The sequence below is a fragment of the Salinibacillus aidingensis genome, assembly GCF_055393355.1.
In genome coordinates, this window is the sequence record NZ_AP043759.1 from 1,937,438 (window position 1) to 1,964,069 (window position 26,632).

The 26,632-nt window shown below is 40.6% G+C and carries 32 protein-coding genes; 4 read left to right on the top strand and 28 right to left on the bottom strand.

What is annotated here, in order from left to right:
• Positions 1-39: 39 nt before the first annotated feature.
• From ACZ5OK_RS10490 to ACZ5OK_RS10500, 3 genes are all read right to left on the bottom strand, one after another.
• Positions 40-417 carry a hypothetical protein gene (locus tag ACZ5OK_RS10490; protein WP_343836691.1) on the bottom strand — a complete coding sequence of 126 codons (378 nt, stop codon included), beginning with the start codon at positions 415-417 and terminating at the stop codon, positions 40-42.
• 76 nt (positions 418-493) lie between these two features.
• On the bottom strand, positions 494-1,078 hold the full coding sequence (scpB, locus tag ACZ5OK_RS10495) for an SMC-Scp complex subunit ScpB (RefSeq protein WP_044157880.1): 585 nt from the start codon (positions 1,076-1,078) through the stop codon (positions 494-496).
• A 13-nt stretch (positions 1,079-1,091) separates the two neighbouring features.
• Complete coding sequence (locus tag ACZ5OK_RS10500) at positions 1,092-1,850, bottom strand: segregation/condensation protein A (protein ID WP_343837730.1); 759 nt, start codon at positions 1,848-1,850, stop codon at positions 1,092-1,094.
• Between the two features lie 164 nt (positions 1,851-2,014).
• On the opposite strand from ACZ5OK_RS10500, the gene ACZ5OK_RS10505 reads away from it, so the two are divergent.
• Positions 2,015-2,113: a YjcZ family sporulation protein gene (locus ACZ5OK_RS10505; protein WP_162038811.1), complete on the top strand. Its 99-nt coding sequence runs from the start codon at positions 2,015-2,017 to the stop codon at positions 2,111-2,113.
• A 150-nt stretch (positions 2,114-2,263) separates the two neighbouring features.
• The gene (locus ACZ5OK_RS10510) at positions 2,264-2,734 is read left to right on the top strand and encodes a DUF309 domain-containing protein (protein ID WP_343836697.1); all 471 of its coding nucleotides are present in this window, start codon (positions 2,264-2,266) and stop codon (positions 2,732-2,734) included.
• A 2-nt stretch (positions 2,735-2,736) separates the two neighbouring features.
• Here ACZ5OK_RS10510 and ACZ5OK_RS10515 read toward each other — a convergent pair whose 3' ends face one another.
• The 23 genes from ACZ5OK_RS10515 to ACZ5OK_RS10625 form a co-directional block, all read right to left on the bottom strand.
• Positions 2,737-3,108: a GNAT family N-acetyltransferase gene (locus ACZ5OK_RS10515; protein ID WP_343836699.1), complete on the bottom strand. Its 372-nt coding sequence runs from the start codon at positions 3,106-3,108 to the stop codon at positions 2,737-2,739.
• A gap of 387 nt (positions 3,109-3,495) precedes the next feature.
• Positions 3,496-3,948 carry a M50 family metallopeptidase gene (locus ACZ5OK_RS10520; RefSeq protein WP_343836701.1) on the bottom strand — a complete coding sequence of 151 codons (453 nt, stop codon included), beginning with the start codon at positions 3,946-3,948 and terminating at the stop codon, positions 3,496-3,498.
• A 162-nt stretch (positions 3,949-4,110) separates the two neighbouring features.
• The gene (locus ACZ5OK_RS10525; RefSeq protein WP_343836703.1) at positions 4,111-4,545 is read right to left on the bottom strand and encodes a peptidylprolyl isomerase; all 435 of its coding nucleotides are present in this window, start codon (positions 4,543-4,545) and stop codon (positions 4,111-4,113) included.
• A 242-nt stretch (positions 4,546-4,787) separates the two neighbouring features.
• Complete coding sequence (lysA, locus tag ACZ5OK_RS10530; protein ID WP_425542167.1) at positions 4,788-6,077, bottom strand: diaminopimelate decarboxylase; 1,290 nt, start codon at positions 6,075-6,077, stop codon at positions 4,788-4,790.
• 113 nt (positions 6,078-6,190) lie between these two features.
• Positions 6,191-7,663 carry a spore germination protein gene (locus ACZ5OK_RS10535; protein ID WP_343836708.1) on the bottom strand — a complete coding sequence of 491 codons (1,473 nt, stop codon included), beginning with the start codon at positions 7,661-7,663 and terminating at the stop codon, positions 6,191-6,193.
• 21 nt (positions 7,664-7,684) lie between these two features.
• Positions 7,685-8,035 carry a stage V sporulation protein AE gene (gene spoVAE, locus ACZ5OK_RS10540; protein ID WP_343836710.1) on the bottom strand — a complete coding sequence of 117 codons (351 nt, stop codon included), beginning with the start codon at positions 8,033-8,035 and terminating at the stop codon, positions 7,685-7,687.
• A complete protein-coding gene (spoVAD, locus tag ACZ5OK_RS10545) occupies positions 8,036-9,049 on the bottom strand; it encodes a stage V sporulation protein AD (protein WP_343836712.1) in 1,014 nt (337 codons plus the stop codon).
• A gap of 14 nt (positions 9,050-9,063) precedes the next feature.
• Positions 9,064-9,513 carry a stage V sporulation protein AC gene (gene spoVAC, locus ACZ5OK_RS10550; RefSeq protein ID WP_343836715.1) on the bottom strand — a complete coding sequence of 150 codons (450 nt, stop codon included), beginning with the start codon at positions 9,511-9,513 and terminating at the stop codon, positions 9,064-9,066.
• Between the two features lie 17 nt (positions 9,514-9,530).
• Positions 9,531-9,950 (bottom strand): stage V sporulation protein AB, encoded by a 420-nt coding sequence (locus tag ACZ5OK_RS10555; protein WP_343836718.1) that lies wholly within the window; start codon positions 9,948-9,950, stop codon positions 9,531-9,533.
• Positions 9,937-10,554 (bottom strand): stage V sporulation protein AA, encoded by a 618-nt coding sequence (locus ACZ5OK_RS10560; protein WP_343836720.1) that lies wholly within the window; start codon positions 10,552-10,554, stop codon positions 9,937-9,939. Before ACZ5OK_RS10560 ends, ACZ5OK_RS10555 begins: the two co-directional genes overlap by 14 nt.
• 814 nt (positions 10,555-11,368) lie before the next feature.
• On the bottom strand, positions 11,369-12,124 hold the full coding sequence (gene sigF / locus ACZ5OK_RS10565) for an RNA polymerase sporulation sigma factor SigF (RefSeq protein WP_343836723.1): 756 nt from the start codon (positions 12,122-12,124) through the stop codon (positions 11,369-11,371).
• A 16-nt stretch (positions 12,125-12,140) separates the two neighbouring features.
• The gene (gene spoIIAB, locus ACZ5OK_RS10570; protein WP_044157900.1) at positions 12,141-12,578 is read right to left on the bottom strand and encodes an anti-sigma F factor; all 438 of its coding nucleotides are present in this window, start codon (positions 12,576-12,578) and stop codon (positions 12,141-12,143) included.
• On the bottom strand, positions 12,575-12,928 hold the full coding sequence (spoIIAA, locus tag ACZ5OK_RS10575; RefSeq protein WP_044157902.1) for an anti-sigma F factor antagonist: 354 nt from the start codon (positions 12,926-12,928) through the stop codon (positions 12,575-12,577). Before spoIIAA ends, spoIIAB begins: the two co-directional genes overlap by 4 nt.
• A 114-nt stretch (positions 12,929-13,042) precedes the next feature.
• Positions 13,043-14,215 (bottom strand): D-alanyl-D-alanine carboxypeptidase family protein, encoded by a 1,173-nt coding sequence (locus ACZ5OK_RS10580; RefSeq protein WP_343836726.1) that lies wholly within the window; start codon positions 14,213-14,215, stop codon positions 13,043-13,045.
• A 179-nt stretch (positions 14,216-14,394) separates the two neighbouring features.
• A complete protein-coding gene (locus ACZ5OK_RS10585; RefSeq protein ID WP_343836728.1) occupies positions 14,395-15,696 on the bottom strand; it encodes a pyrimidine-nucleoside phosphorylase in 1,302 nt (433 codons plus the stop codon).
• Positions 15,697-15,726: 30 nt separating this feature from the next.
• Complete coding sequence (locus ACZ5OK_RS10590; protein ID WP_343837732.1) at positions 15,727-16,533, bottom strand: purine-nucleoside phosphorylase; 807 nt, start codon at positions 16,531-16,533, stop codon at positions 15,727-15,729.
• A gap of 21 nt (positions 16,534-16,554) precedes the next feature.
• Complete coding sequence (gene deoB, locus ACZ5OK_RS10595) at positions 16,555-17,733, bottom strand: phosphopentomutase (RefSeq protein WP_343836729.1); 1,179 nt, start codon at positions 17,731-17,733, stop codon at positions 16,555-16,557.
• Positions 17,734-17,832: 99 nt separating this feature from the next.
• Positions 17,833-18,720: a site-specific tyrosine recombinase XerD gene (gene xerD / locus ACZ5OK_RS10600; RefSeq protein WP_343836731.1), complete on the bottom strand. Its 888-nt coding sequence runs from the start codon at positions 18,718-18,720 to the stop codon at positions 17,833-17,835.
• Between the two features lie 3 nt (positions 18,721-18,723).
• Positions 18,724-18,942, bottom strand: a complete 219-nt coding sequence (locus ACZ5OK_RS10605) for a DUF4227 family protein (RefSeq protein ID WP_343836732.1) — start codon at positions 18,940-18,942, stop codon at positions 18,724-18,726.
• 235 nt (positions 18,943-19,177) lie between these two features.
• A complete protein-coding gene (fur, locus tag ACZ5OK_RS10610) occupies positions 19,178-19,645 on the bottom strand; it encodes a ferric iron uptake transcriptional regulator (protein ID WP_343836733.1) in 468 nt (155 codons plus the stop codon).
• 111 nt (positions 19,646-19,756) lie between these two features.
• A complete protein-coding gene (gene spoIIM / locus ACZ5OK_RS10615) occupies positions 19,757-20,401 on the bottom strand; it encodes a stage II sporulation protein M (protein WP_343836735.1) in 645 nt (214 codons plus the stop codon).
• Positions 20,402-20,510: 109 nt separating this feature from the next.
• The gene (locus ACZ5OK_RS10620; RefSeq protein WP_343836738.1) at positions 20,511-21,686 is read right to left on the bottom strand and encodes an endonuclease Q family protein; all 1,176 of its coding nucleotides are present in this window, start codon (positions 21,684-21,686) and stop codon (positions 20,511-20,513) included.
• Between the two features lie 3 nt (positions 21,687-21,689).
• On the bottom strand, positions 21,690-22,235 hold the full coding sequence (locus ACZ5OK_RS10625) for an NUDIX hydrolase (protein WP_343836739.1): 546 nt from the start codon (positions 22,233-22,235) through the stop codon (positions 21,690-21,692).
• A gap of 123 nt (positions 22,236-22,358) precedes the next feature.
• Between ACZ5OK_RS10625 and ACZ5OK_RS10630 the strand changes: the two genes are divergently transcribed.
• Positions 22,359-23,279 carry an aldo/keto reductase gene (locus tag ACZ5OK_RS10630; RefSeq protein ID WP_343836742.1) on the top strand — a complete coding sequence of 307 codons (921 nt, stop codon included), beginning with the start codon at positions 22,359-22,361 and terminating at the stop codon, positions 23,277-23,279.
• A gap of 162 nt (positions 23,280-23,441) precedes the next feature.
• Here the strand turns inward: ACZ5OK_RS10630 and ACZ5OK_RS10635 are convergent, their stop codons facing one another.
• Both ACZ5OK_RS10635 and ACZ5OK_RS10640 read right to left on the bottom strand, forming a co-directional pair.
• On the bottom strand, positions 23,442-23,960 hold the full coding sequence (locus ACZ5OK_RS10635; protein WP_343836744.1) for a YbaK/EbsC family protein: 519 nt from the start codon (positions 23,958-23,960) through the stop codon (positions 23,442-23,444).
• A gap of 148 nt (positions 23,961-24,108) precedes the next feature.
• Positions 24,109-25,392 carry a Y-family DNA polymerase gene (locus ACZ5OK_RS10640; protein WP_343836747.1) on the bottom strand — a complete coding sequence of 428 codons (1,284 nt, stop codon included), beginning with the start codon at positions 25,390-25,392 and terminating at the stop codon, positions 24,109-24,111.
• A 193-nt stretch (positions 25,393-25,585) separates the two neighbouring features.
• On the opposite strand from ACZ5OK_RS10640, the gene coaA reads away from it, so the two are divergent.
• Entirely contained in the window at positions 25,586-26,515 is a 930-nt protein-coding gene (coaA, locus tag ACZ5OK_RS10645) for a type I pantothenate kinase (RefSeq protein WP_343836750.1), read from the top strand.
• The last annotated feature ends 117 nt before the right edge of the window (positions 26,516-26,632 follow it).

The following is a 26,632-nucleotide window of genomic DNA, read 5'->3' on the forward strand; positions in this document are numbered from 1 at the left end:
CCCCGATTATGAGGAAGCTTTAGTCACGGTCTATGAAGTTTAAGGGGTGTATTCCAGCAGTTCCTTTATGACGTTTTCGACAGTATCCCATTGAACCTGCTCAAACAGAGAGGCAAACTGATCCCAGTCAGGAACATACAATCTTCTTTGCTGCTTGTATTCCGGATTTGTTAAAAGTAAGGCTAACGCTGCCACTTCTTTAAAATCGTAATTGTACGGATCTGATGAAATCACAGGTTCCTTTTCGAAAGGTGTAACCGTTGAAAAATTCCGATTAAAATATTCAGGGTACACAAGCTGAAATACCTGTTCAAAACTGCCCTCGTAATAAATAACCTGCGAACGAATAAATCCATCCTCGGGTGAAGCCGGAACACTTTTTTCCAACTGACGGCCAGTAAAATTTTTTATCTCCAACCCCCATCCTCCCATATATCGTATTTATTTATATCGTATCATATTTAATTTGAAAAGTCAGACAATTATCCACTCTTTAGAAGTCTGTATCTTCTTTAAATCTTTCAAAGAATAAATCAGCTTCCATTTCCATATTTTCATCTATTAAATCCTCAGGTAATGGCGGTAACTCTTCCAATGAGGTTAAACCAAAGAAGGAAAGAAACTGGGTCGTCGTCACAAATAAAACGGGCCGTCCACTCGTTTCCTTTCTCCCGGCCTCTTCAATAAGTTGACGTGATATCAATGTCTGAACAGGACCATCACTGTTTACCCCTCTAATTTCTTCAATTTCCGTTCGTGTAATCGGCTGGTTATAGGCAATAATAGCCAGCGTTTCCAAAGCAGCCTGGGAGAGGCGGGATGATGAAGGGGTTTCAACGAGCTTTTCAAAATAATGCGCATGCTCCGGTTTTGTCGTTAAATGAAAAAAATCAGCAGATTGCATAATCGTAATTCCCCGTTGTTCATGCTCATAATCATACTTTAGTTCGTCCACAATGACGTCTACTGCTGTCTGGTCTACTTCAAGAACCTTTGCCAGCTGCTTTTTACTAAGCCCCTCTTCACCTGAAGCAAATAATAATCCTTCTGTTGCTGCTTTTAACTTCTGTAATTCCATTGTGATCCTCCGTTTAATCCGTTAATTGATCTTCTGCATCCTGATAAATGATAATATCGGAAAAATTTGTTTCCTGTTCACAAATAATCATTCTACTTTTCATTAATTCGAGTAATGCAATAAATGATACAACAATATGGGAACGAACAGGTGAGGGAAATAATTCATCAAAGAATATTTTCCGATTTGCCTGTTGGATATAATTCAGCATTTGGTCCATTCGTTCCTGAATCGGAATATCCTGCCTCTCAACTGTTGTTTCCAGGGGTTCGTTCCATTTCTTTCTTTGGAACAGCTTCTGTAATGCACCAATCATGTCAAAAATGGTCACTTCTCCATGATTTTCAACGGGTTTATTTTCATTTTTATAAACGTCCAGATTAACAGGCGGTCGTGTGTAAATCTGATTCGTTTCCAATTCTCTGTCCTTAAGGTTTTGGGCTGCTTCCTTATATTTGCGGTATTCAATCAATCGCCTCATAAGGTCCTCTCTCGGATCCTCTTCTTCATACTCATCCTCTTCCAATTCCAGTTCCTGGTTGGGGATAAGCATCTTACTCTTGATTTCAATTAACGTTGCAGCCATCACCAGATACTCACTGGCTATATTCAGTTCCAGCTGTTGCATCGTATGGATGTAGCTCATATATTGTTCTGTAATTTGAGCAACCGGAATATCATATATATCAATTTCGTAGCGATTAATCAAGTGTAATAATAAATCCAGCGGTCCTTCAAATGTGTCTAATTTAACAAGATATTCTTCGCCCATCTTCATCAGAATTCCTTCCCTGAAAAAATTAATTCAATTCTTTACATCCGCCTATACAACATTAAATAAATGTACATAAGGTATTAACGTAAGAAACATGGTAAAAGGTAATGAGTTATCGATATTTCCTTTTATCATTGTAATCTAAAAAAGGAGGATTTACTATGGGTTCATATGGTTATGGCGGCGGTTTCGCGTTAATCGTAGTATTGTTCATTCTGTTAATTATTGTCGGTGCAAGCTGGGGTTATGGAGGATATTAATTAATCCCCAAAACCTGCGCTAAGCTTATCAAGGCTTAGCGCTTGGTTTTTTTTATATCCAGGAATATGTTTATTCCGTTTCTCATGATAAACTGAAAAAAATGGATTATTTAATTAGTTACCGTCACTATAATTAAAGGAGTTGCTGGTATGTATGATGATGCATATGTTACGTATCTGGCTCACTTTTTAGGAACCAGGGACTATTTCGAATGTCATGAGATATTGGAGGAAAGGTGGAAAAAGGAGACACCCTTGGACCGAAATTCTATTTGGGTTGCTTTTATCCAGTTGGCAGTTTCATTATACCATCAGCGGAGAGGGAATCATGTGGGAGCCTTACGCCTGATAAAAAAGGCAAAGCAAAAATTTCATCTTCATCATACGTTAATCGAAAACTTTGGACTATCCAAATCCGAAATGTTGAAAACCCTTGATACGCTTGAATCAAACATGCAGCAGAAGAAAGCCTATCAGAGTTTTTCATTACCCATTCAGGATAGGTGCCTTACTGAACAGGTCAGGCAAAAATGTTTCAAATGGAATTGCGCGTTTAATTCTAAAAGCGATTTAACCAATCATTATGTTGTACATAAGCACATTTTGCGGCACGACACTTAAACCTAGATGGACTGATCTCTCTGAATCACATCTTCACACTTTTTTACAAAGGATTCCGTACGATCATCCGCACAAACGATATAACGGTTCTCATATTGTGTGCGTACTGCATCAATCATCTTCTTTCCAATCCCCTGATGACGGTGGGATGGATTTACAGAGATATGCTGAATAACTGCCTTTTCTTCATTTTCAATTCGAATTCCAACAGCTCCCAGCAAGTCTTCTTCCTTCCATAGATATAAATGCCAATTTTCATTTGACTCATATTCCTTAATTGTCTGCTGCAGTTTCTTAACATCCTTTTCTTCCGGCATAAATGATAGTAAACCCATGGCTATTTTTTCAAATGTTTTTTTGTAACGTATTAACATAATAATCCCTCATTATTCGAAAGTCACTCTGATTTATACCCTTCAAACGCAAAACGTCTATGATTGAACTATACCTGTATGTTTGCATATAAAATTTGTATATAAATACATCTTTTCCAATTCTTTCTAATATTAATCCTTTATTTTCCATCCAAAGCCACTTGACCATAATGTTCTATAAATTTTATCCTTTTCCTTCTAAAATAGTGTATTTATCTAAACAATATAATACCAGTAAATAAATCCCCAAATAAGACCAAATCCTGCTAACAATAAAAATAATCGTCTATTTTTCTTTCGCATTATCGTAAATCCTCCAAAAGGATATCATTTCTCTATTATTATAATTCCTTTTATTGTTCATGCAAATGGTATTCATTCACTAATTTAATCTCTTGTCCTCAAACTTTTTATAAAAACCTCAACACAAACATAACCATCTGATTTTTTCCTCCCATGCCGAAAAGGAATTAAGTTTAGGATGGCAAGCCATAAATTAAACCAAATGGCTAATTGAATGACCGTATTTTCATAGGACATAAAAGATATGCCCCAGGCCACAACTCCATTCATAATGGGGCCGGCTATTGATATTAACACCTTTTCCCAGGCTTTGAAGTCATTTTCTTTTTCACTTAGGGACTGACCTCCCATAAATAACAGGGTGTGCAGATGAAGATGAATCCTCCCCACTCTTAAGGCTGCTCTTTCCCTGCCTGACCCAATAAAAAAATGGACGAGATCCGCCTTAAGAATATAGGCCATACCTGCATGGCCAAATTCGTGAAAAAGAATAGTAAGAGGAGCGATTAAAAGGAAAAAGATTAGTAAACTAATCATAGAAATCTCCTTAACGTCGGCAAATACAAACAGAATGCAGCTGGGGCCAAAGTGTTTTCATCAAAGAAAAATCCGGGTTGAGAAGGGGGCGTATACCCCCTCATCTGGAAACATCCTTTTCATTAGCAGTAATTTTGTCAGATCCCAGCCACATTTTATGATTTATCCGTTGATCTTAACTTCCTTCATAACATCTCCATTTTTCATGGCTTTCGCTGTTTCAAGACCGGAAGTCACTTGTCCAAACACTGTATGCACGCCATTTAAATGAGGCTGCTCTTCATGTACGATAAAAAATTGACAGGAGCCTGTATCCTTACCAGCATGAGCCATTGATAAGCTGCCAGGAACATGTTTATGAGGATTACCCTCTGTCTCACATTTGATGGTATATCCTGCATTACCAGTTCCATCTCCCCTTGGGCAGCCGCCCTGACTCACAAAACCCGGGATGACCCGATGGAATGTAAGACCATTATAAAAACCGTCATTAGCCAGTTTTTCAAAGTTGGTAACGGTGCCAGGAGCTTCATCCGGATATAATTCAAACTCAATTTTATCTCCATTTTCCATTAAAATATAGCCTTGTTTCGTCAAAAAATCATCTCCTTTTATATCAATCGTACTTATCATATCACAAAAGAAATCATCCATCAGTGAATTTGTTATGACTACAGGAACCTATCTCTTTGTTATTGCCGGTCGCCTTCGCTTTTCTTTGTCCAGCTACGGCTCCCAGGTCCAAGCGGTCATAAGCATAAGCTCCTACGTGGCGGAAAAGCATGCCACTCCGGATCTTCTGCTTATGCCGTCGGACCTAACCGGTCGCCTTCGCTTTTCTATTCATAAGACAGGTCGTTCTGGGTTAGGGATTGGTAGGATTCTCTTTTGACGACGAGCTGGCTTTGTCCATTTTCAACGAATACAACAGCTGGCTTCGGAAAGCGGTTATAGTTGTTTGACATGGAGTAACCATATGCTCCAGTTGAAAATATAGCTAGAATGTCACCTGCCTCTATTGAATCAGGCACCTTTTCATCCCAGATTAGCATGTCACCTGTTTCACAGCATTTTCCTGCAACGGAGACGGTCTTTGTGGGTGCTTCATGGAGTTTATTTGCAACGACAGCTTGATATTTGGCGTTATATAATGCAGGCCGGATGTTGTCTGTCATCCCCCCATTCACCGAAACATAGGTCCGTACTCCAGGGATTTCCTTAATAGATACAACGGAATAGAGGGTTATCCCTGCGTCACCAACAATCGCACGACCAGGCTCAATCCAGATTTCCGGAACAGGAAGCCCAAAATGTCCTGCCTGTTTTTTCACTTCCTGGACCAGCACTTCTGCATATTGAGCCAGCGGTTTCGGCTCATCCTCCTCAGTATATTTAATACCAAAGCCACCGCCTAAGTTTAAAACTTCAGGGATATAATGATGAGTTTGATACCAATGATTCATAGTCTGATAGAGTTTTTGGACAGCCATAACAAAACCGGTCGTTTCAAAAATCTGCGAACCGATGTGACAGTGAAGTCCCATCACATTTATATTTTCATTGGGAAGAAGCTGTAACAGCGCTTGTTCAGCCTGCCCATTCGATAAATCAAAGCCGAATTTGGAATCTTCCTGTCCTGTAAGAATATAATCATGCGTATGAGCCTCAATTCCAGGTGTGACTCTTAATAGAACATTGACGGCCTGTTGATATTCATTTACCAAATTTTCCAATAGACTGATTTCATAAAAATTATCTACAACAATACATCCGATTTTATGTTTAAGCGCCATGTCCAGTTCTTCTGCACTTTTATTATTTCCATGCAGATGGATTCTTTCCACTGGAAAATCTGCCTGCAGAGCTGTATACAGTTCACCTTGTGAAACAACATCCAGGCTTAACCCCTCCTGCTTTGCAACCTGAAGCATCGCAACAGAGGAAAAAGCCTTACTGGCATACGCCACCTGAAAGGGTACCTCAAGTTGCTTAAATGTATCCACAAATGCTTTAGCATTTTCTCTGATTTTATGAACATCATAAACATAAAGTGGTGTCCCATATGTCTGTGCAAGCTCCAGCATATCCATTCCGCCAAAATGTAAATGATTAGATTTATTAGTAGACATCACATTCACCCCTGTAAATTAAAAAAGAAGGAGACAGTGCCACTGCCTCCCAAGATAATAGTACCGATAAAGTATAGAAATACTTTATCATATCCTTCTTTTTGTTTCAATATTTAATTCCACGGTTGTCTATGGTCATTCTTTGGTCGTACGATACTTGGACGACGGTTCGTTAATGGTACCGACACTCTGAACAGAATCTGGCTCATTCCCTTAGCATCAAATGGAATAAACGGCCACATATAAGGAGTATTAAGGGAATTTCTGCTGACAAGGAACAGTATATAAAGCGTACCTCCAATGGCAAACCCCTTGATTCCAAACAGAGCTACAGAGATCATAAGCAAGAGCCTTGTCATCTTATTTGCGACACCCAGTTCATAGCTTGGCGTTGCAAAAGCCCCAATTGCACAAATTGAAACATAAAGAATTACCTCGGGCATAAACAAGCCTACATCAATAGCAATTTGTCCAATTAGAACAGCCGCAATTAGGCCCATCGCTGTGGACAGTGGTGTTGGTGTGTGAATTGCTGCCATCCGTAAAAACTCAATCCCTATATCAGCTAATATAAGCTGGATAACAACAGGGATGTTCCCTTCTTCTTTAGGACCTATAAACTCCAATCCTGAAGGCAGCAACGTTGGATCTAAAACGAATGAAAGCCAAAGTGGCAGCAAAAAGATCGACGCTAATATCCCTAAAAAGCGGATCCATCTTACAAATGAACCTGCTGCCGGTGATTCACGAAATTCTTCAGCATGCTGTACATGGTGAAAATAAGTTGTAGGTGTAATAATCATACTTGGTGACGTATCAACCATTACAATGACATGGCCTTCTAACAAATGTGAAGAAGCCACATCCGGGCGCTCAGTGTAACGGACCATTGGGAATGGATTAAACCCCTGATGCACTAAAAATTCCTCAATCGTTTTATCCGCCATTGAGATCCCATCAACTTCTATATTTTCAATTTCATTTTTTATTAAGTCCACAAGCCCCTGATCTGCTACATCTTTTAAGTACATAAAAACGACATCTGTTTTGGAGCGTTCACCAACCTTCGTTATTTCCACACGTAAACGTTCATCCCGAATCCTTCTGCGTGTAAGAGACGTATTTTCAATAATGTTCTCCGTATAACCATCTCTTGAGCCTCTTACCACTTTTTCTGTATCCGGCTCCTGAGGGGATCGTCCCGGATAAGAACGGACATCAACAATAAACGCATGCTTTTCACCATCAACAAAAATAGCGATAAGACCAGAGAGGAGTTCATCAACTGCTTCATCCATTGTTTTGACTTCTGTTACCTGCTGATGAACCAGTCGATTATGGATGACTTCATTAACCTTTGAATAATTAGATTCAAAATCATTGATTTCAACCAATTTCTTTATGATTTCAATAATATAAGCTGTATCGCACATTCCTGTCAGATAGTAGATATCAACATCCTTTTTTAACACCTTAATCTGTCTGAAACCGAGATCAAAGGATGTTCCGACACCTACACGATCCTTCATGTACTTTTCATTTTCGGTCAGCTTTTCGGATACAGCAATCTTCTGTGACTTTGACATAAGCCGTATCTACCCTTTCCATTATCCTTTTGGTTTAAAGAAAACTGCTACGAGAAATCCGAATAAAATGGCCGAGGCTATACCTGCTGAAGTTAATTGAAAAATTCCAATGGCCACTCCGATAAATCCATGATCCTCAGCCTGTTTCATCGCTCCATGTAACAGGGAGTGACCAAAGCTTGTAATAGGAACGGTAGCACCAGCTCCGGCAAATTTAATTAACTTATCATATAAACTGAACCCATCAAGAACTGCACCTGTGACAACAAATGAAGATAAGACATGAGCAGGTGTCAGCTTGGCTACATCAAGTAAAATTTGTCCAATCACGCATATTCCGCCTCCAACGAGAAAAGCCCATAAATAGTCCAATTAGCTCAACTCCTCTCTCGTCAGCACTACACCATGTGCTATTGATGGCATCGTTTCTTTCTGTTGGATCATTGTCGGACTGTGAAGGGAGCCTGTTGCTGCGATTAGCACACGATTCAAACGGCCCTTTCGCAATTCGGATACAATATGTCCATAGGTCACAACTGCTGAGCAGGCTGTCCCACTGCCACCTGCGAAAACAGGCTGATCACTGTTATAAATCATTAATCCACAATCGTTATGCACGTCATCAATATTAATTCCATCCTCTTTCATCATATCCTTAAGAATTGGACTTCCAATAGAGGACAAATCCCCAGTGACAATTAAGTCATAGTCATCCGGGGAACGACCCATATCAGCCAGATGGGTTTTAATGGTGTCATAAGCTGCCGGAACCATAGCGGAACCCATATCAAATGGATCACCCATCTGATAGTCCATTACCTTTCCTATTGTGGCCGCTTCTACTCTTATCGTTGATGGCTTTTGAGAAACTAATGCACTCCCCCCGCCAGTAATTGTCGTTGTAGCTGTAGCAGGTTTTTGCCCGCCATACTCTGTGGGATACCGGAATTGTCTCTCTGCTGTTGCATTGTGACTGCTGGTGGCAGCAATCGCATTGTTCACAAAACCGGCATCCACTAGTGCAGAAGCGACAGCCAGCGTTTCCATTGAGGTGGAACATGCCCCAAACATATTTAAAATCGGTATAGACAAGGTTCTTGCTGCATAATTTGACGTAACATTTTGGTTGAGCAAATCGCCACTTAACATTAAGTCGATCTGATCTGTTTGTAATCTGGCCTTTTGAATACAGGTTTGTATAGACTGCTGGAGGATTTTTCGTTCTGCCTTCTCCCAGTTATCCTCATGACAATGTAAATCATCAAAAGTGATATCAAAGGTTTCGCTAAGAGGACCCTGTGCTTCCATGGGACCTGCAACAGTTGCGGTTTCATTAATGTATACTTGATTTTCAAATATCCATGTCTGCTTCCCTAATTTACCCATGTAAATCCTCCTGTTTATTGCATGATTAAGTACCGGATAATCCCAACCAGATAAGCAGAAACCGTTCCATAAACAATAACAGAACCAGCCAATTTAAACATATTACCACCGACACCCAAAACTAAGCCTTCACTCTTATGCTCTAAAGCTGCACTTGTTATTGCATTGGCAAATCCAGTGATAGGCACAGCTGAACCTGCACCGGCAAACTGGGCTAACTTATCATATACACCAAAGCCGGTCAGAAGAGATGAAATCAGAATCAGCGTAGCAGCCGTTGGACTGGCTGCATCCTTTTCACTGTATCCAAAAACGCCAATATAAAAGTCGGTTAAGGCTTGACCAACGACACAAATTAATCCACCGATAATGAAGGCTTTAACACAATTAAGGAATAAATTTGGTTTGGGTTGATAAGATTTAACCGTATTTTTATAATTTTGCTTATCAAATTTTTTACTCATATCACCACTCCAATAACTCATTTCACAAAAATCATCCACTGGAATAGGGACCCTAAAACTTTTCCCAGAACAAGTGCCATTAAAAATCCCAAAATATACCCATCCATACCAACTCTTTTGGCAAGGATAGGAAATACATTAAGGACTTCTGTTAATGCAGCCGCCAGCATACCGATAAAAATGCCATGAAATAACCCCCACACCATTTCAATAAATACGGGGAGGCTGAAAACAAAAGAACTGAAGGATAAGAACGTGCCAAATAGTGCACCTGCAATCACGCTTGTTTCATAATATTGTGTAAAGACATGTGTTTTACTTAGCTGGATCAGCCTGGGAATTACTCCTAAAACCGTTAAAAAGGCGACAAATCCCGCTCCTACCGCTAGCCCGGAAGCAAGTCCAATCATCACTTCCAGCAGCTTAATCATGATCATCGTTTTTACTCATTTCGTTTTCATGTAGGATCACGTAATTATCCAATTCCTGCTGATATTTATGGATTTCTACTTCCAACGGACTTGGTTCTTCGTTAATTCGTTTCTTAAAGACATGATTAAAAAACAGGATCATGCCCAGCCCCAGGCCTATGGAATATGGGATTTGAAGCCACAGAGGATAAGGATTGCTCTTGCCTGTCAACAAATAATGGAGATGCTGCTGGACCTCCTGCATGCTCACATCATAGTGAAAGTTCATAATAGCCATTCCGGAACCAATAAATAACAATAGCCAGATAAAACCGACGATGAACAAACGAGGCTTTTTTGGCGAAACATCTATATAGGCAATGGTCTGATTAGGTCCAATCGATTGAAATTCCAAATTAGGGTGTTGATTTCCAAGAAGTTGAATAACCGAGTAAATGTCCAGTACCACTATGTTCTTATCGTCCTTTTTCACCTGATAGATAAAGGTATTTTCCAGAAGCTTTCGCCAATGATCATTTGCGGTTATAAAGGCTATATCCTTAAGCAGCAGCTTCTTTTCCTTAGGTATTTTAATTTTATGACGTAATCGTATATAAACCTGTTCCCCCATGGCACAACACTCCTCTCTTGTTGAGAAGTTTACGTTTATTATGTGTAACTGCCGGTTTGTTCATGCAAAAAGTTAGCAGGTGAAAAACAAAGGCGGAAGCGCCCGTTTGTCCAGCTGCGGCTCCTAGGTCAAGGCGGATATAAGTCAAAGCCATTTCGTGGCCAAAACCATGCCACTCCATGTCTTCGTCTTATCCCGCATGACCTGAACAGTCGCCTCCGCTTTTCTCTGTCCAGCTGCGGCTCCTAGGTCAACGCGGATATAAGCCAAAGCCATTTCGTGGCCAAAACCATGCCACTCCATGTCTTCGTCTTATCCCGCATGACCTGAACAGTCGCCTCCGCTTTTCTCTGTCCAGCTGCGCTCCCAGGCCCAAGCGGTCATAAGCAGAATCCCCTCGCCTCCATGGCCAAAAAGCGGCCACTCCGGATATTCTGCTTATGCCGTCGGGCCTAAACGGTCGCCTTCGCTTTTCTATTAGCGACGTACGGACTGGACTGAGCCGGAGGAGATAAAGTGAAACTTCAATCAGTGGGGGTTGTCCCCCAACTGATTGTTAGTTGAACAAATCGGGTGTTTACTGGCTGTTGACCTCCATTTATTTATTAACAGGGGGTCTTACAGCCAGTTAACACGCGGAAAAGGAAACACGACGAGACTTTGTTGAGTCGATGTTGACTTATCGGACGGAGGTGAAGGAAGTCTCGCTAGTCGCTGGACGCTGGAGCCGGACGTGGCCTCTCCTGATTTATTTTCCACGAGATTTTATAATTACCCACAAAAAATGCCAGCTTTTCAGCTGACATTTTTTAGTTTACGTTTTCATTTGATCACGTATATGATCCAATATTTTCTTTTCAAGCCTTGATACCTGCACTTGTGATATATCGAGTCGATGAGCGACTTCTGACTGTGTTTGATCTTTATAGTATCGCAAATAGATGATGAGTCGCTCTCTTTCGTCTAAATTTCGAATCACTTCTTTCAGAGCGATTTTATCAAACCACTTCGAATCTTCATCGGACATTTGATCCAAAAGTGTAATCGGGTCTCCATCATTTTCATAAACCGTTTCATGTATGGAATGAGGGGATTTTGATGCTTCCTGAGCGAACACAATATCTTCCGGTGAAATATCCATTTCATCTGCTAACTCCTGTATGGTTGGGGAGCGGCCGTATTCCTTGGATAATTCATCCCGTTTCTTCCTGATTTTGTTACCGGTCTCCTTTAATGAGCGGCTAACTTTGACACTTCCATCATCACGAATGAAACGTTGAATCTCACCAATAATCATAGGAACTGCATAAGTGGAAAATTTGACTTCATAAGAAAGATCAAACTTATCAATAGACTTTAACAGACCTATACTGCCGATTTGAAACAAATCATCCGGATCATATCCCCGGTTCAGAAAGCGCTGTACAACTGACCATACAAGTCGCGTATTTTTTTCCACCAGAAAATCTCTTGCATCCTGATCCCCTTGCTGACTTTCATGAATTAGCTGTTTCACCTCTTCATCCGACAACGGCTTGTCGCTATTGGAAGTTTTCAGTTCCACATCCATAGACATATCCCCTTATTCACACAAGGTTTTCGCTTTTTTGAAAATGTTTCCTCAGCTTAACCGTTGTGCCTCTACCTTTTTCAGATTGAATGTCAACTTCATCCATAAAGTTCTCCATGATGGTAAAACCCATTCCGGATCGCTCAAGTTCCGGTTTTGATGTATACAAAGGCTGCTTGGCCTCATCTAAATCGTCAATTCCTATTCCTTCATCCCGAATGGTGAGTTCCACAAATTGATCATGCAGAACACAATCCATATAAACTTTACCGTCTACATCCTTTTCATAGCCATGGATAATCGCATTTGTGACCGCCTCAGAGACAACGGTTTTAATTTCCGTAAGCTCGTCCATAGTTGGATCTACCTGGGCAATAAAAGATGCAATGGTAACCCTGGCAAAGGACTCATTTTCACTAATAGCTGAAAATTCGAGGTGCATCTCATTTTTCATGATGCCACCCCCAGATTTTTGAGCGCTTCAGCTTCATCTTCTTCCAGTCGGACAATTTTAAATAGACCTGACAGCTCAAACAGCCTTTTAACAGATGGAGAAATTGAACATACAACCATTTCTCCACCTAATTCCTGAACCTCTTTATATCTGCCAAGCATAACGCCCAAACCTGAACTATCCATAAAACTCAGATCTTCTAAGTTAACAACGACATGCTGAATATCACTCTTTTTCATTTCTGACTGCCATTGCTGTTTTAAATCTTCAGACGTATGGTGGTCTAATTCACCCGTTAACCTTACGAGCAATACTTGATGTTTACTTTCAAATTGCACAGAAAGACTCAAGATTGAATGCCTCCTTTTTGCTTGCTTTACTTCTCCTTGAGTCTTTCTTCTTTGTCCTTTTGATTTCCTGCTTGCTGACAAAAGAAGTGCAATTTCGTCAAAATGACTTACATTTTAAAACGGTTTGTAAAAATTACTCATTGTGCGCTTCATTAAGGTCCAGATCCCGGCCTGCTGAATATCCTGATTCACAATTAATGGGGTCTCGGATAAAACATCTTCATCATTCATTAATTTAAGGGTGCCCACTTCCTGTCCCTTTTTAAGCGGTAACGACAGCTCCTCTTTATATTCAATGACCTGCTCAAGGTTTTCAGCCTTTTCACCCTTTTTCATTAAGATGGAAACCTGATCACCTGTTACAACTTTAACATTAGCCTTGTCCGCTTTAAGCAGATTCATCTCATCCACTTGCTCAAACCGATCATAAACCGGTTTTGTGTTATATTGCTGAAATGCATAGTCCAGCATAGCTGAAATATCCTTGTTTCTCTTTTTGGTCGTTTCTGCACCCATGACTACAGCAATGACACGCATTTCATCCCTTTTTGCGGTCGCAGTCAGACAATATTTCGCCTCACTTGTATACCCCGTTTTTAATCCATCTACTCCTTTATAAAACTTTACGAGCTTGTTTGTGTTTACTAACCAGAACTCATCCTCTGTTCCTTTACGTAAATAATCATCATAAATGCTTGTATATTCCGTTATTTGTTCATGCTTCAGAAGTTCCTTCGCCATGACAGCCATATCCTGCGCTGTACTGTAGTGACCTTCTGCAGGCAGTCCCGTTGTATTTTTAAACTTTGTATTTTCTAATCCTAACTCCTTCGCCTTTTTATTCATTTGTTCAACAAAGGCTTTTTCCGAACCGGCAATCCGTTCAGCTAAAGCAACGGAAGCATCATTTCCGGATGCAACGGCAATCCCTTTTAAAAGGTCATCTACAGTCATTTCCTCGCCTTCTTCAAGGAAGATTTGCGAGCCACCCATAGATGCAGCATTCTCGCTGATCCGTACCTTTTCATCACGCTTAATTTTCCCACTTTCCAAGGCCTCCATAATGAGGATCATCGTCATGACCTTTGTCATACTGGCGGGTGGGAGACGTTCTTCACTATTTTTCTTATACAGAATCTCACCAGTGTCCTTTTCCATTAAAATAGCTGACTTTGAATTTTCTGCCAAATCCACTTCTGTTTTTTCTGATTGTTCTGCCTGTACGGGTAAAACCATAGTTGATGTGAGTAAACAAAAAATCGATAGCATTGTTGCCATTTTTCTCATTAGTTTCCCTCCATACCTGTTGCATAGGAATTTTTCTGATGCAAGTAAAGGACCTGCATTTTCAAACTGGAACATGGACAAGCTCTTTCATGATTCCTTTCATATTTTTTCCATGATGGATTAAATTTATAAGTATAAAAAAGAAAATCCCGACTGAATCGGGATTTTCTTTTTGAAGACTATTCAATAATTTTGCGTACGAGTTTTGGTTTGTTTACGGAGTCTTTTTGAATCTGGATATTTTTATAAAGCGTTTCTTTAATTTCTTCGATGTTTTCCTGGTTTGAATGAATGGTTACCAGCGACTCACCAGCTTCTGCGTAGTCACCGATTTTTTTGTTTAGCATTAAGCCTACAGCTAAATCAATTTCAGATTCCTTCGTTGCTCTGCCTGCACCTAAATGCATCGCAGCTTTGCCAATCTCATCGGCGGTCATTCCGCTCACATAACCGCTTTCCCGGGCAGGGAGTTCAATTTTATACTTGGCATGGGGCAGTAACTCAGGTTTTTCAACCACTTGACCATCTCCACCCTGAGATTCTAAAAAGGTACGGAATTTTTCAAGAGCATTTCCATTACGGATATTTTGTTCAAGCTTGCTTCTTGCTTCATCCAGAGTTTGAGCCTGGTTTCCTAAAACAGCCATCTGACTGCCCAGTGTCAGACATAGTTCTGTCAGATCATCAGGTCCTTCTCCTTTCAGAGTATCAATGGCTTCCTGAACTTCTAAGGCATTTCCAATGGCATGACCCAGCGGCTGATTCATGTCACTGATAACCGCCATTGTTCTGCGTCCAACCTGATTACCGATAGATACCATGGCTTTGGCTAATTCCTCCGACTCATCTTCTGTTTTCATAAAAGCCCCGGCACCTGTTTTCACATCTAAAACAATGGCATCGGCACCAGCCGCAATTTTTTTACTCATAATAGAGCTGGCTATTAAAGGTATGGAATTTACTGTTGCCGTTACATCGCGCAGACCATAAAGCTTTTTATCCGCAGGTGTAAGATTCCCTGATTGACCAATCACCGAAACCTTATTCTGATTTACTAGTTCTATGAATTCATCCTTGTCCATTTCAACATGGAATCCTGATACAGATTCCAATTTATCAATGGTACCACCGGTGTGGCCTAACCCCCGCCCGCTCATTTTGGCTACCGGAACACCTAGAGATGCTACCAGAGGAGCCAGAACCAGGGTTGTTGTATCTCCTACACCACCTGTAGAATGTTTATCCACTTTTATTCCTTCAATGGATGACAGGTCAATGGTATCTCCGGAGTTGACCATCGCCATCGTTAGATTCGCCCGTTCTTCTTCTGTCATGTCCTGAAAGAAGATGGCCATACACAGAGCGCTGGCCTGATAATCGGGAATATTCCCTTGTGTATATTCCTCAATAAAAAAATCAATTTCCTCTTTCGTCAGGGCTTTCCCATCTCGTTTTTTTGTAATCACATCATACATTCTCATATTCCGTCACCCTTTCAAATTGCGGGTTTATTAAGGTAAAGAACGAACAATTTCTTTTACAAAGGATAAAAAGTCCTGTTTTACTTTTTCCGTCGTTTCTATCACTTCCTGATGGGATAAAGGCTGATCCAGAATCCCCGCTGCCATGTTCGAAATACAGGAAATGCCCAGCACTTTAAGTCCTGCATGATTGGCAACGATAACCTCCGGGACTGTAGACATTCCTACTGCATCTCCCCCAAGGGTTCTCAGCATACGAATTTCGGCACCTGTTTCATAAGAAGGACCCGTATTTCCGACATAAACTCCTTTTTGGATATTTAAATGAAGCTTATCGGCACAGCCTTCTGCAAGTTTGATAAGGTCGTGATCATAGGCCTGAGACATATCCGGAAAACGGGGACCCATTTCATCTGCATTGGGACCAATCAGCGGATTGTCCCCCATCATATTTATATGATCCTGAATAAGCATTAAATCACCGGGCTGGAAGGATTCATTAATTCCTCCAGCAGCATTGGTTACCAACAATTTTTCAACGCCCAATTCCTTCATGACTCTTACAGGAAAGGTTACCTGCTCCATGGCATAGCCTTCATAATAATGAAAACGTCCCTGCATGGCTATGACTTCTTTTCCCTCAAGTGTTCCTATTACAAGCTGACCTTTATGTCCTGCAACTGTGGATTGTGGAAAATGAGGAATATCTTTATAATTAATAACGATAGGATCTTCAATTTCATCAGCTAACACTCCGAGGCCAGACCCCAAAATAAGGCCTGTATCCGGTTGCTTTCCTGTAATCTTATTCGTTATAAATGCTGCAGCTTCTTTCATTTGACTCACAGTGTTTTCCTCCTACTCAATATCCTTTAGAAAACTTTCTCCATGCTCCGGCATTTTAATCTGATAGTTTTCGGCAACGGTTGCACCGATATCAGCAAATGTTTTTCGAACAGAAAGCTCTTTCCCTTCTCCAATTTGATTATGGTAGACGAGAAGAGGAACAACTTCCCGGGTATGATCCGTTCCATGGTGCACAGGATCATTTCCATGATCGGCTGTAATGATAAGTAAGTCATCATCCCTTAATTTATTTAAGACTTCAGGTAGCCTTCTATCATAAGCTTCCAGTGCTTCTCCATATCCTTGCGGGTCCCGGCGATGACCATACTTCGCATCAAAGTCCACTAAATTCAAAAAGTTTAAGCCATGGAAATCTTCATCCATAGATTCAACCAATTTATCCATACCATCCATATTATCTTTTGTGCGAATGGCTTTTGTCACACCTTCCCCATCATAAATATCTGAAATTTTACCGAGTGCAATCACATCATACCCTTCATCCTTCAGGTCATTCATAACAGTTCTTCCAAATGGTTTTAAGGCATAATCGTGACGGTTGGAAGTACGCTCAAATGCTCCTGGTTCACCAACAAATGGACGGGCAATAACACGTCCAACCATGTATTTTTCATCTTTTGTTATTTCTCGGGCAATTTCACAAATTTCATAAAGTTCATCAAGGGAAACCACTTCTTCATGTGCAGCAATTTGTAAAACAGAATCAGCAGACGTATAGACAATAAGTGCTCCTGATTCCATATGTTCCTGACCAAGTTCTTTAATGATTTCCGTACCTGAGGCTGGTTTATTCCCGATAACTTTACGCCCGGTTTTCTCCTCTAATTGCTTGACCAGTTCAGGTGGGAATCCATCAGGAAACGTTCGAAAAGGCTTATCAATATATAAGCCCATAATCTCCCAGTGACCGGTCATCGTATCCTTACCATTAGAAGCTTCCTGCATAATTGTATAATGAGCTTCCGGCTGATTTGCTTGTTCGATTCCAGGAATTTGGCGAATATTACTTAAGCCGAGCTTTCCCATGTTTGGCATATTCAGTCCATTCATTCGCTCAGCAATATGTCCTAAAGTATCAGCACCTTTATCATTAAATTGTTGTGCATCTGGTGCTTCCCCGATTCCGACCGAATCCATGACAATTAAAAAAGTTCGCTTAAAAGTTTTCATCAATAATCCCTCCTATATTATGACATTCCCTAATTCAAGTAAGAATATAATTCAGGCAAGGTTGTAGGATGTCAGACAACCAAAAACAAAAATTAAGGTCTATGCTCTTGGATGATAGTTTTTATAAATATCTTTTAATCTTGCTTTCGTTACATGTGTATACACCTGCGTGGTTGAAATATCAGCATGTCCAAGCATCTCCTGAACCGCCCTTAAATCAGCGCCATTTTCAAGCAAGTGGGTTGCAAAGGAGTGCCTGAGAGTATGGGGAGTAATTTCTTTTTGAATTCCCTTCTCTCTCGCAATCGCTTTTAAAACCTTCCAAAATCCCTGTCTGGTCATCGCCTTTCCCCGATGATTCAAAAACAGTGCATCTTCTTTCTTTTCCTTTAATAAAAGGGAACGTGAATGATACAAGTAATGTTCGACGGCTTTTTCCGCATGAGAACCCAGGGGAATAATCCGTTCTTTGGATCCTTTCCCATAGCACCGGACAAAGCCCATCGTTAAATGCAGATCATTTAACGTCAGCGTTAATAGCTCTGTTACACGTAGTCCGGTTGCATATAACATTTCCAGCATGGCTCGATTTCGAATGGTTAATGCATCATTTCCCTGTAAATCCAGCAGATCTTCAACTTCTTTGCTGGACAGGATTTTAGGTAACTTTCGCTCCTTCTTTGGCGTTTCAATGTGCAGACTGGGATCATGCTCCATATCTGTTTCCCTTATCAGAAACTGATGAAACGCTCTTATTGTGGAAAGAATCCTTGCAGTCGTTGAAGCTGTGCGACCCTTATTATGTAAGTCGCTTAAAAATTGTAAAACATGAATACGCTGGATTTCCTTTGTGTCTGTAATCTCGCATTTTTCCTGTAAAAAAGTCGTATATTGATGTAAATCTCTTTCATAAGATCGAAGCGTATTTTCTGATAGGCCCCGCTCAACTTGCAAATAGTGTAAGAAATCCTTTGTTTCATGTCTCATATTCTATTCTCCTAATCGAAAAAAGATAGATAACCGATCCACCCAATGGGAATCCTCTAACTGAAAAACCTCAGCCGCATTCCCTTTTGGCTGGTCGTAGCGATGGAAATCCTCATATTCCTCATGCATCAATTTCAAGCCATAGTAAAAGAAAAAAGTACAGATTACAAAGACCAGAAAAACCTTTAAAAACTCCTTGAAATATTGGTACCATCCTGTCATCACTAAATCTCCTTTTATAGTTACTGTCTGGTAAAAAGAAACCTAGTACAAGATATGCCAATATCCAGAGGATTTATACGATTTTTCTAAGATTTCCACACAATTCTAACGTAACGGAAAACGGTTCATTTGTAAATAGATGAAACCCGACTACCACATAGTCTGGATTTTATAATTTCCCGGAAAACGAAAAACCTCTTTCCATATAACAGGAAACAGGTTTGCATGAATCTATTTATGAGGATACTTTTTCTTTCTCTTCTGCTTTAGACTGGCAGGCCCGGCAAATTCCGTGGAAGGTTAAACGGTGATCCTTTACTTTGAATCCCCAGTCACTTTCTACAATCCGTTCAACATCGTCGAGTAAATCGTCCTCTATTTCTTCTACAGAGCCGCACTCAATGCAGACTAAATGATGATGAAAATGCTCGGCACCTTCTTTACGAAGATCATATCTGGATACTCCATCACCAAAATTAATTTTATCGACAACTTTCAATTCAAATAACAGTTCCAACGTACGATAGACCGTAGCCAATCCGATTTCCGGAGCTTTTTCCTTTACGAGGAGGTAAACGTCTTCTGCACTTAAATGATCCTCTTCATTTTCCAATAATACACGTACAGTTGCTTCCCTTTGCGGTGTTAATTTATAGCTCTGGGAATGCAGCTGTTTTTTTATTTTTTCAAGACGATGTTCCATATGTATTCTCCCTCCCTCGTAACTCCACTATTATTATAAGCAGACATGTAAAAAGTGTCAAATTAAAATTATTATAATCTGGAGGGAATAATCATTATCATTTGGCTTCTATCATAACACCCATTGAGAGACCATCCTCATTGTGTAAGGGGAAATAAAGGTTTCAATTAAAGCCCCCATAAAGGCAATGACCAGTACAATGAGAAGAACAGTGGAATATTGCATGAATAAATTTCGTATCGATGTTTTTTGTATTCTTGCAGAAAAAAGTCTTCTTATTAAATGAAGAGAAAAAATCATTCCGAAGCTTCCCCCGATAATATAAGCCGGAATAATAAACAAGTTTTGCGGGGCAATGGATACTGTAGCCATTAAAAGCCCATACCAGCCCAGCTGATTAACTAAAAAACCGACTGAAAAACCAATCACAATTCCCTTCATAAATATAAAAATCCAAATGACAGGAATGCCAATAATGGATAGCCCTAGAATAAAAATGAGCAGTATATATTTAAAATGATAAAAAAAGCTTGACTGAAATAAATCCTTCGTTTGCAGGAGACGCTCTCCCTGAATATCTTCCAAAAATTGATGGAGGTAGAAGAATAGATCCTGCTTTTGAATAAAATTCATACTATTTACAAGTATCGCACCAAACACAATGCCGATTAACAGTAAGATAAACACAAACAAATAAATACTGCTATATTCACTTATCTGAATGTTTTTACGTATTCGTTTCCTGTTTTTCCCCATGCTTATCCTCCATTCAATAAGTCTGAAATCTCTATCAAATCCTTTTCTAGTTCTACTCTATGAGATGATTTCTGAAAATAGACCAATTGAATAGAGGAATTCTTTAAGATTAATCCGTCCTTACCCTTCCATATTTTCCTCCACCACCTGCCAGCAGGGAAAGGTTTCCCTCTCTCATTTCTTTAATCATGTGAACGATATGTTCTGAACAAACCGAAAGCAGCTCCCGGTCGGTGGCTTTATGCAGAATATACATTTCGGTACCCACGTTTGTAAGCATCTTTTCAAGTGTTTTGGGGCCAAGCTTTGGCAAATATTCTAAAGGTACCTGGTGAATATAGGGAGGTCTCTTCGGTTCCGGTGCAGTATCTTTTGCATCAGCTAGCTCACGGATACGCTCCGACACACCCTTAATGACTTTAGAGTGACCACAGTTTGGGCAGGGTTCACCAAAAGATGATGGCTGCAAACAATTTGCACATACTGTTGTATAGTATTTTCCAAGCAAAGGATTCATCCCGTAATTGGCTTCAATTGTTCGTTCGTCCTCAAAAGCTAAAGCACGTCGTAATTCATGAAACACAGGTGCCTTCATTCTGATTTTCTGGTACTCCCTGGCCATTTTTTTCAAGGAATGGGCATCTGAATTCGTTAAAAAGGGAAATGTATGCAATTCCGAAATTTGATCAGCCATACTCGTATCAGAGCTTAGTCCCAGCTCAACAGCGTCAATCTGTTCCGGGTTGAGAATTTCTGTCATGCTTTCTTTTACCCCTTTTCCGTATACACTTTTAAATGGAGTGAAGATATGAGCCGGTATAAACAAACCATCAAGCTCTTTGACTTTACTCTGAAGGTTATGGGCATTTTCATAAATTCGTTGTGAACTGAGCGTATAATTTTTAACCCGCTTCTGATACCACTGGGTAAACTGGTTCATTTTCTCCAGTGTTTCAAAAAAGCACAGTACGTGAATGGGGCCTTTGCAATTCTCATCATAAACTTCAATTTCAGACCCTAGAATCAGTGTTGCCTGCCCATATCTGATCCCCCCACCTTCAAGGGGATTGGCTTCCCCGCGGTCCATGAGCTTCAATAATTCTTCCTGAACTTCCGGGACATGTCCATCGATGATTCCAATCATATCCAAACCTTTGCGCTCAGATGCTTCATATAAAATATTGGTTAGTGTTAAAGAATTGGAAGCGGTAATTTTAACAGGACTTCCATACATCGTACGTCCAATATGTACATGTAAGTCAACAAAGTAATCCTTTAGTGTCATTCCTCATTCCATCCCTTGTGCATTGAGATAAGTAATGGCATAAGCGGTTTTTGCATCAAAAATTCTTTGTTCCTCTACTAGTCTGTTCGCTTCCTCCAGAGTACATTCCATTAGTTCCACAAATTCGTCCTCATCTGGTGATGCAGGGTTTTCTACTTTTTCCAGCTCTCTTGCTAAATAAATATGGATCAGTTCATCAGAAAATCCAGGTGAAGTATAGAAGGAAGTCACATGGGATAATTGAGGCGTTCTGTAACCTGTTTCCTCTTCCAGCTCGCGTATGGCGGACTTCTCAGGATCCTCACCCTTTTCCAATTTTCCAGCCGGGATTTCTACAAGGCTTCGTTCGAGAGGCTTGCGAAACTGTTCGACCATTACCAATTTATTTTCCTTTGTAATGGGAATGACAGCGACAGCTCCTGGATGTTTTACAATCTCCCTTTTTGACGTTTTTCCATTGGGCAGTTTCACATCCTCGTGAAAAATATCGATGATTTTTCCTTCAAAAATCGTTTTGGAGCCGATTGTCTTTTCCTCAAATTTTTTCATCTTACCATCTCCTCGTTCGTTTTCCTTTTCCACTGTATCATTTTTAGTATATATCAAAAAGATTTGTCATACTTGCTTTAACTTTTTAGAATGGATATATAAGGTTAAGAAGGAGGAGATTTGATGGAAAAACGGCAGATTGGGACTTCGGATTTATATGTATCGGAAATTTCGCTGGGATGTATGTCCCTGGGTACAGATGAGAAAAAAGCGTCAGAGATTATTGACCGTGCCCTCGATTCAGGCATCAATTATTTAGATACAGCAGATCTATATGACTTCGGAGCAAATGAATCCATTGTCGGTGCAGCCGTAAAAGGAAAACGTGATGAAGTGATTATTGGAACCAAGGTAGGTAACCATTTTGAACCAGGTAAGGAAGGCTGGTACTGGGATCCTTCCAAGGGATACATAAAGGAAGAAGTGAAGGAAAGCTTACGGCGTTTACAAACCGATTATATCGACCTCTACCAGCTTCATGGGGGTACGATAGAGGACCCTATTGATGAAACCATTGAGGCATTTGAAGAGCTTAAGCAGGAAGGACTCATTCGTTATTACGGAATTTCCTCCATACGTCCAAACGTCATTCGGGAGTATATTAAAAAATCCAATATTGTTAGTGTCATGATGCAATACAGTTTATTGGACCGCCGACCTGAAGAAGAAATGCTGGACCTTCTGCATCAGAACCAGGTCAGTGTGATTGCCAGAGGACCTATGGCTAAAGGGATGCTGACGAAAAAAGGGATCGAGCAGGTGGAAAAGAAGGCGCAGAACGGCTATTTGGATTATAGTTATGCAGAGCTTAAATACATTTTACCGAAGTTTCTAGAGCTTGCAAATGACGAAATTACGCCAAACGCCCTTGCCCTTTCTTATATTTTACACCATCCAGCGTTAGCAACCGCAACATTTGGCGCAAGCTCAGTTGATCAATTAAACGCTAACTTAACTTATACAGAATTGACGAACTGGAATAACGACATGTATAAGCAGCTCCAGGAATTAACAAGACCTGTTCAATATGATAAGCACCGTTAACTCGGGACTGTCCCTCACCACTTTAAAGTGATAAAGCGGCAAGGGGCAGTTATAGGGCCATCCCTTCCAGTAGAGGTGAAGGTGTGGCCCTTATGATTGTTCGAGTAACAAAATATTATCCCTCCATGATGACAGGTGAGCATTTCAAAATCTAAATGAGCCTTATTGGGAACGATGAGGAACAGGTTCAGCTTCTTGTTCAACCGCCCCTTCCCAGCCTTTACATACATCCACCCATTCTTTAGCGAAGGAGTACTCAAATAATTCGGAAGTGGACAGTTCAATCGCTGAATTCGTACTTCCACACGCCGGGAATATCGTATCAAATCGTTTCATGGAGACATCCAGATAAACATCCAGTTCCTGTTTTAATCCAAAAGGACAGACACCGCCGATAGCATGTCCTGTCTGTTCCAGCACCTCATCCGGACTTAGCATTCGTGCTTTATAGCCAAAGGTTTTGCGAAACTTTTTGTTATCAATTTTCGCATCTCCTGCAGCAACTACGAGAATGGCCTTTTCCTCCTGTCCGCGAAAAGAAAGTGTTTTTGCAATGCGAGCCGGGATAACACCTATTGTTTCCGCAGCTTCTCCTACGGTTGCACTCGAGGTATCAAATTCCATCACATCCTGTTCACGATCCCATTGTTTGAAATGAGCTTTTACACTTTCAAGAGACATCTGCTTCATCCTTTCTTATATTTGTATAGCATCATAACATAATTTACTCATTAAGATGAATAGAAATTGTTATAATTTATAGAAAACTCCCTTTATTAAGAAAAAATGTGATGTTATGTTGAAATTGCAAGCTATTATCATCGATCCACTAATGGTTTTCCCCTGCATAATGTCCTCCAACAAGTCCGCTTCGATGAACGGCAGTGCCGGCTTTTGTATAGGAAACCGCCCGCAGCAAAGCCGCACTTCCATATTTATTGCGAATATCATCCACTGTATAGGCTAACGCCCGTTTTTTATCCCGATCTTCATCAAACAGACTAAGTTGAATGTAATCATCCTCCATAATGTTCGAAAGTGCAATCGAAATTTTTCTGACCGTTTTCTGCTCATAGAATTGCTGAAAGAGCTGCATGCAAACAGAGAAAATATCTGAAGTGATATTCGTCGGTTCATCCATCGTTCTTGAACGATAAAAGCCTCCTCCCCCTTCATCTTTGCTATAACCGATTCCAAGGCTTACTGTCCGGCCAATTTTATGACTTTCCCGGGCACGTTTGGCCACCTCCTCACACATTTCTAAAATGACATAGCGCACTTCCTCGGGATCAGTATAATCGCGAAGTAAAATCTGGCTTTTTCCGAAGCTGATCTGTCCATCTAAAATGGGTGCTCCTAATTCCGATAGATCCACTCCATTGGCATGATAGAACAGCTGATTCCCCATGACTCCAAATGTTTTCTCCAATTTTTCGAGTGGATAATGAGCAAGCTGACGGACGTTTGTAATCCCCATTCGATTCAGTCTTCGCTCCAGCCTTGAGCCAATTCCCCACATTTGACTTAAGGGAGAAACCGGCCAAAGCCTCTCTGGAATATCCTCATAGGTCCATTCAGCAATCCCGGTTTTTTTGGCATCTAAATCCAGACACAGCTTTGCCATTAACATGTTGGGTCCAATTCCTACAGCTGACGGAATTTGAAAGGTCTCCAGCAGCTCCTGTTTAATCCGTCCGGCTAATTCCTGTGCGCTACCCCACATTTTCTCCGTCCCGGTCACATCAAGAAAGCTTTCGTCAACACTATAGGTATGAATGGATTCTTTCGGTACAAACTGGTGGAACAGACGGGTGATTTCCACAGAGATTTCCAGATACATCTTCATCTGTGCGGGGACAACAACAATCTTCGGGTCATCCGGAATTTCAAACAAACGATTCCCCGTGCGAATTCCAAAATCCTTTTTTAACGCAGGAGACGCTGCCAGCACCACACTGCCCGGACGATCCACATTTCCAACAACCGCAAGATGACAGGTCATTGGATCAAGACCACGGGCCACAGCGGCACAGCTGGCATAGAAGCTCTTCATATCGATACATAAAATTTTTCGCTCTGGAAAAGCACTATAATCAATGACTGGATTGCCCATAAATAACCGCTCCTTAGTAAATCATTATATGTTTATTATGCGAATATATGTTCGGTTTATCAAGTGCAGTTTTTTCCAAATCCATGAAAGCGCTATTTTTGGTAGTTGATGAAATTGTAAAGTTTGTATTATGATAGATTAGAAGTATCGTAAAATTTGACAAAAATATGACATAGATAAACGAGGTATATTTATGGAAAACTACTCACCTTACATGACATTTACGAAAGAGGAGTGGGCCAGGCTCCGATTTAACACACCGATGACCTTAACGGAATCTGAAATTGAGGAATTGCAGGGCGTCAATGAACAGCTATCCATGGAGGAAGTTTCAAATATTTATTTACCTTTAACCCGCTTATTTAATTTATACATAACCGGGTCCCAGCAGCTCCACTCCATTACGGATACGTTCTTTGGCAAGCAAACGAACAAGGTACCCTTTATTATTGGAATTGCGGGAAGCGTGGCGGTTGGGAAAAGCACAACAGCCCGTATTATCAGAGCCCTATTATCCCGATGGCCCAATCATCCAAAAGTGGAAATCATTACGACGGATGGTTATCTTTATCCGAACGCAGTCCTGGAAGAAAGAGGACTTATGAATCGCAAAGGATTTCCGGAAAGCTATAACACAAGAGCACTGGTAGATTGTTTAATTAAACTGAAATCCGGAGCACAACAGGTGAAGGTTCCCATTTATTCACATTTAACCTATGACATCATTCCGGGTGAATACAATACCCTGGAACAGCCGGACATCGTCATTGTTGAAGGAATTAATGTGCTGCAAACACCTAAACCGTCCAAGCACAGTGTGTTCGTTTCGGACTTTTTTGATTTATCCCTTTATGTTGATGCCAGTGAAGCCGATTTATTACGCTGGTATGTTGACCGGTTTAAAAAGCTGCGTTCAACAGCGTTTCGGGATCCAAAGTCTTATTTCAATCGTTATGCCAATCTGTCTGATGAGGAAGCGACCAGAGTAGCTACAGAAATCTGGAACAACATTAACAGTGTAAACCTGCAAAAAAACATAAAACCGACCAAGAACCGGGCAGATATTATTATGCGTAAGGAAGATGATCATATCATTAAAACGATTCAATTACGCAGAATCTAAGCATCCAAACGAAAGGCCCATTTATCCACTGAACTTATTCTATAAAATCAGAAAAGGCTCTGAGCTTTAAACAAAGCTCAGAGCCTTTTTTTCACACATTCGGCTTTAGTGCCTTTA

Coding starts and splice junctions, on each gene's coding strand:
- scpB (WP_044157880.1), bottom strand. CDS start 1,078: ATGGAATTACAGAAGTTAAAAGCAGCAACAGAAGGATTATTATTTGCT.
- ACZ5OK_RS10500 (WP_343837730.1), bottom strand. CDS start 1,850: ATGGGCGAAGAATATCTTGTTAAATTAGACACATTTGAAGGACCGCTG.
- ACZ5OK_RS10505 (WP_162038811.1), top strand. CDS start 2,015: ATGGGTTCATATGGTTATGGCGGCGGTTTCGCGTTAATCGTAGTATTG.
- ACZ5OK_RS10510 (WP_343836697.1), top strand. CDS start 2,264: ATGTATGATGATGCATATGTTACGTATCTGGCTCACTTTTTAGGAACC.
- ACZ5OK_RS10515 (WP_343836699.1), bottom strand. CDS start 3,108: ATGTTAATACGTTACAAAAAAACATTTGAAAAAATAGCCATGGGTTTA.
- ACZ5OK_RS10520 (WP_343836701.1), bottom strand. CDS start 3,948: ATGATTAGTTTACTAATCTTTTTCCTTTTAATCGCTCCTCTTACTATT.
- lysA (WP_425542167.1), bottom strand. CDS start 6,077: ATGTCTACTAATAAATCTAATCATTTACATTTTGGCGGAATGGATATG.
- ACZ5OK_RS10535 (WP_343836708.1), bottom strand. CDS start 7,663: ATGTCAAAGTCACAGAAGATTGCTGTATCCGAAAAGCTGACCGAAAAT.
- spoVAD (WP_343836712.1), bottom strand. CDS start 9,049: ATGGGTAAATTAGGGAAGCAGACATGGATATTTGAAAATCAAGTATAC.
- spoVAC (WP_343836715.1), bottom strand. CDS start 9,513: ATGAGTAAAAAATTTGATAAGCAAAATTATAAAAATACGGTTAAATCT.
- ACZ5OK_RS10555 (WP_343836718.1), bottom strand. CDS start 9,950: ATGATCATGATTAAGCTGCTGGAAGTGATGATTGGACTTGCTTCCGGG.
- ACZ5OK_RS10560 (WP_343836720.1), bottom strand. CDS start 10,554: ATGGGGGAACAGGTTTATATACGATTACGTCATAAAATTAAAATACCT.
- sigF (WP_343836723.1), bottom strand. CDS start 12,124: ATGGATGTGGAACTGAAAACTTCCAATAGCGACAAGCCGTTGTCGGAT.
- spoIIAB (WP_044157900.1), bottom strand. CDS start 12,578: ATGAAAAATGAGATGCACCTCGAATTTTCAGCTATTAGTGAAAATGAG.
- ACZ5OK_RS10580 (WP_343836726.1), bottom strand. CDS start 14,215: ATGAGAAAAATGGCAACAATGCTATCGATTTTTTGTTTACTCACATCA.
- ACZ5OK_RS10585 (WP_343836728.1), bottom strand. CDS start 15,696: ATGAGAATGTATGATGTGATTACAAAAAAACGAGATGGGAAAGCCCTG.
- ACZ5OK_RS10590 (WP_343837732.1), bottom strand. CDS start 16,533: ATGAAAGAAGCTGCAGCATTTATAACGAATAAGATTACAGGAAAGCAA.
- deoB (WP_343836729.1), bottom strand. CDS start 17,733: ATGAAAACTTTTAAGCGAACTTTTTTAATTGTCATGGATTCGGTCGGA.
- xerD (WP_343836731.1), bottom strand. CDS start 18,720: ATGAGACATGAAACAAAGGATTTCTTACACTATTTGCAAGTTGAGCGG.
- ACZ5OK_RS10605 (WP_343836732.1), bottom strand. CDS start 18,942: ATGACAGGATGGTACCAATATTTCAAGGAGTTTTTAAAGGTTTTTCTG.
- fur (WP_343836733.1), bottom strand. CDS start 19,645: ATGGAACATCGTCTTGAAAAAATAAAAAAACAGCTGCATTCCCAGAGC.
- spoIIM (WP_343836735.1), bottom strand. CDS start 20,401: ATGGGGAAAAACAGGAAACGAATACGTAAAAACATTCAGATAAGTGAA.
- ACZ5OK_RS10620 (WP_343836738.1), bottom strand. CDS start 21,686: ATGACACTAAAGGATTACTTTGTTGACTTACATGTACATATTGGACGT.
- ACZ5OK_RS10625 (WP_343836739.1), bottom strand. CDS start 22,235: ATGAAAAAATTTGAGGAAAAGACAATCGGCTCCAAAACGATTTTTGAA.
- ACZ5OK_RS10630 (WP_343836742.1), top strand. CDS start 22,359: ATGGAAAAACGGCAGATTGGGACTTCGGATTTATATGTATCGGAAATT.
- ACZ5OK_RS10635 (WP_343836744.1), bottom strand. CDS start 23,960: ATGTCTCTTGAAAGTGTAAAAGCTCATTTCAAACAATGGGATCGTGAA.
- ACZ5OK_RS10640 (WP_343836747.1), bottom strand. CDS start 25,392: ATGGGCAATCCAGTCATTGATTATAGTGCTTTTCCAGAGCGAAAAATT.
- coaA (WP_343836750.1), top strand. CDS start 25,586: ATGGAAAACTACTCACCTTACATGACATTTACGAAAGAGGAGTGGGCC.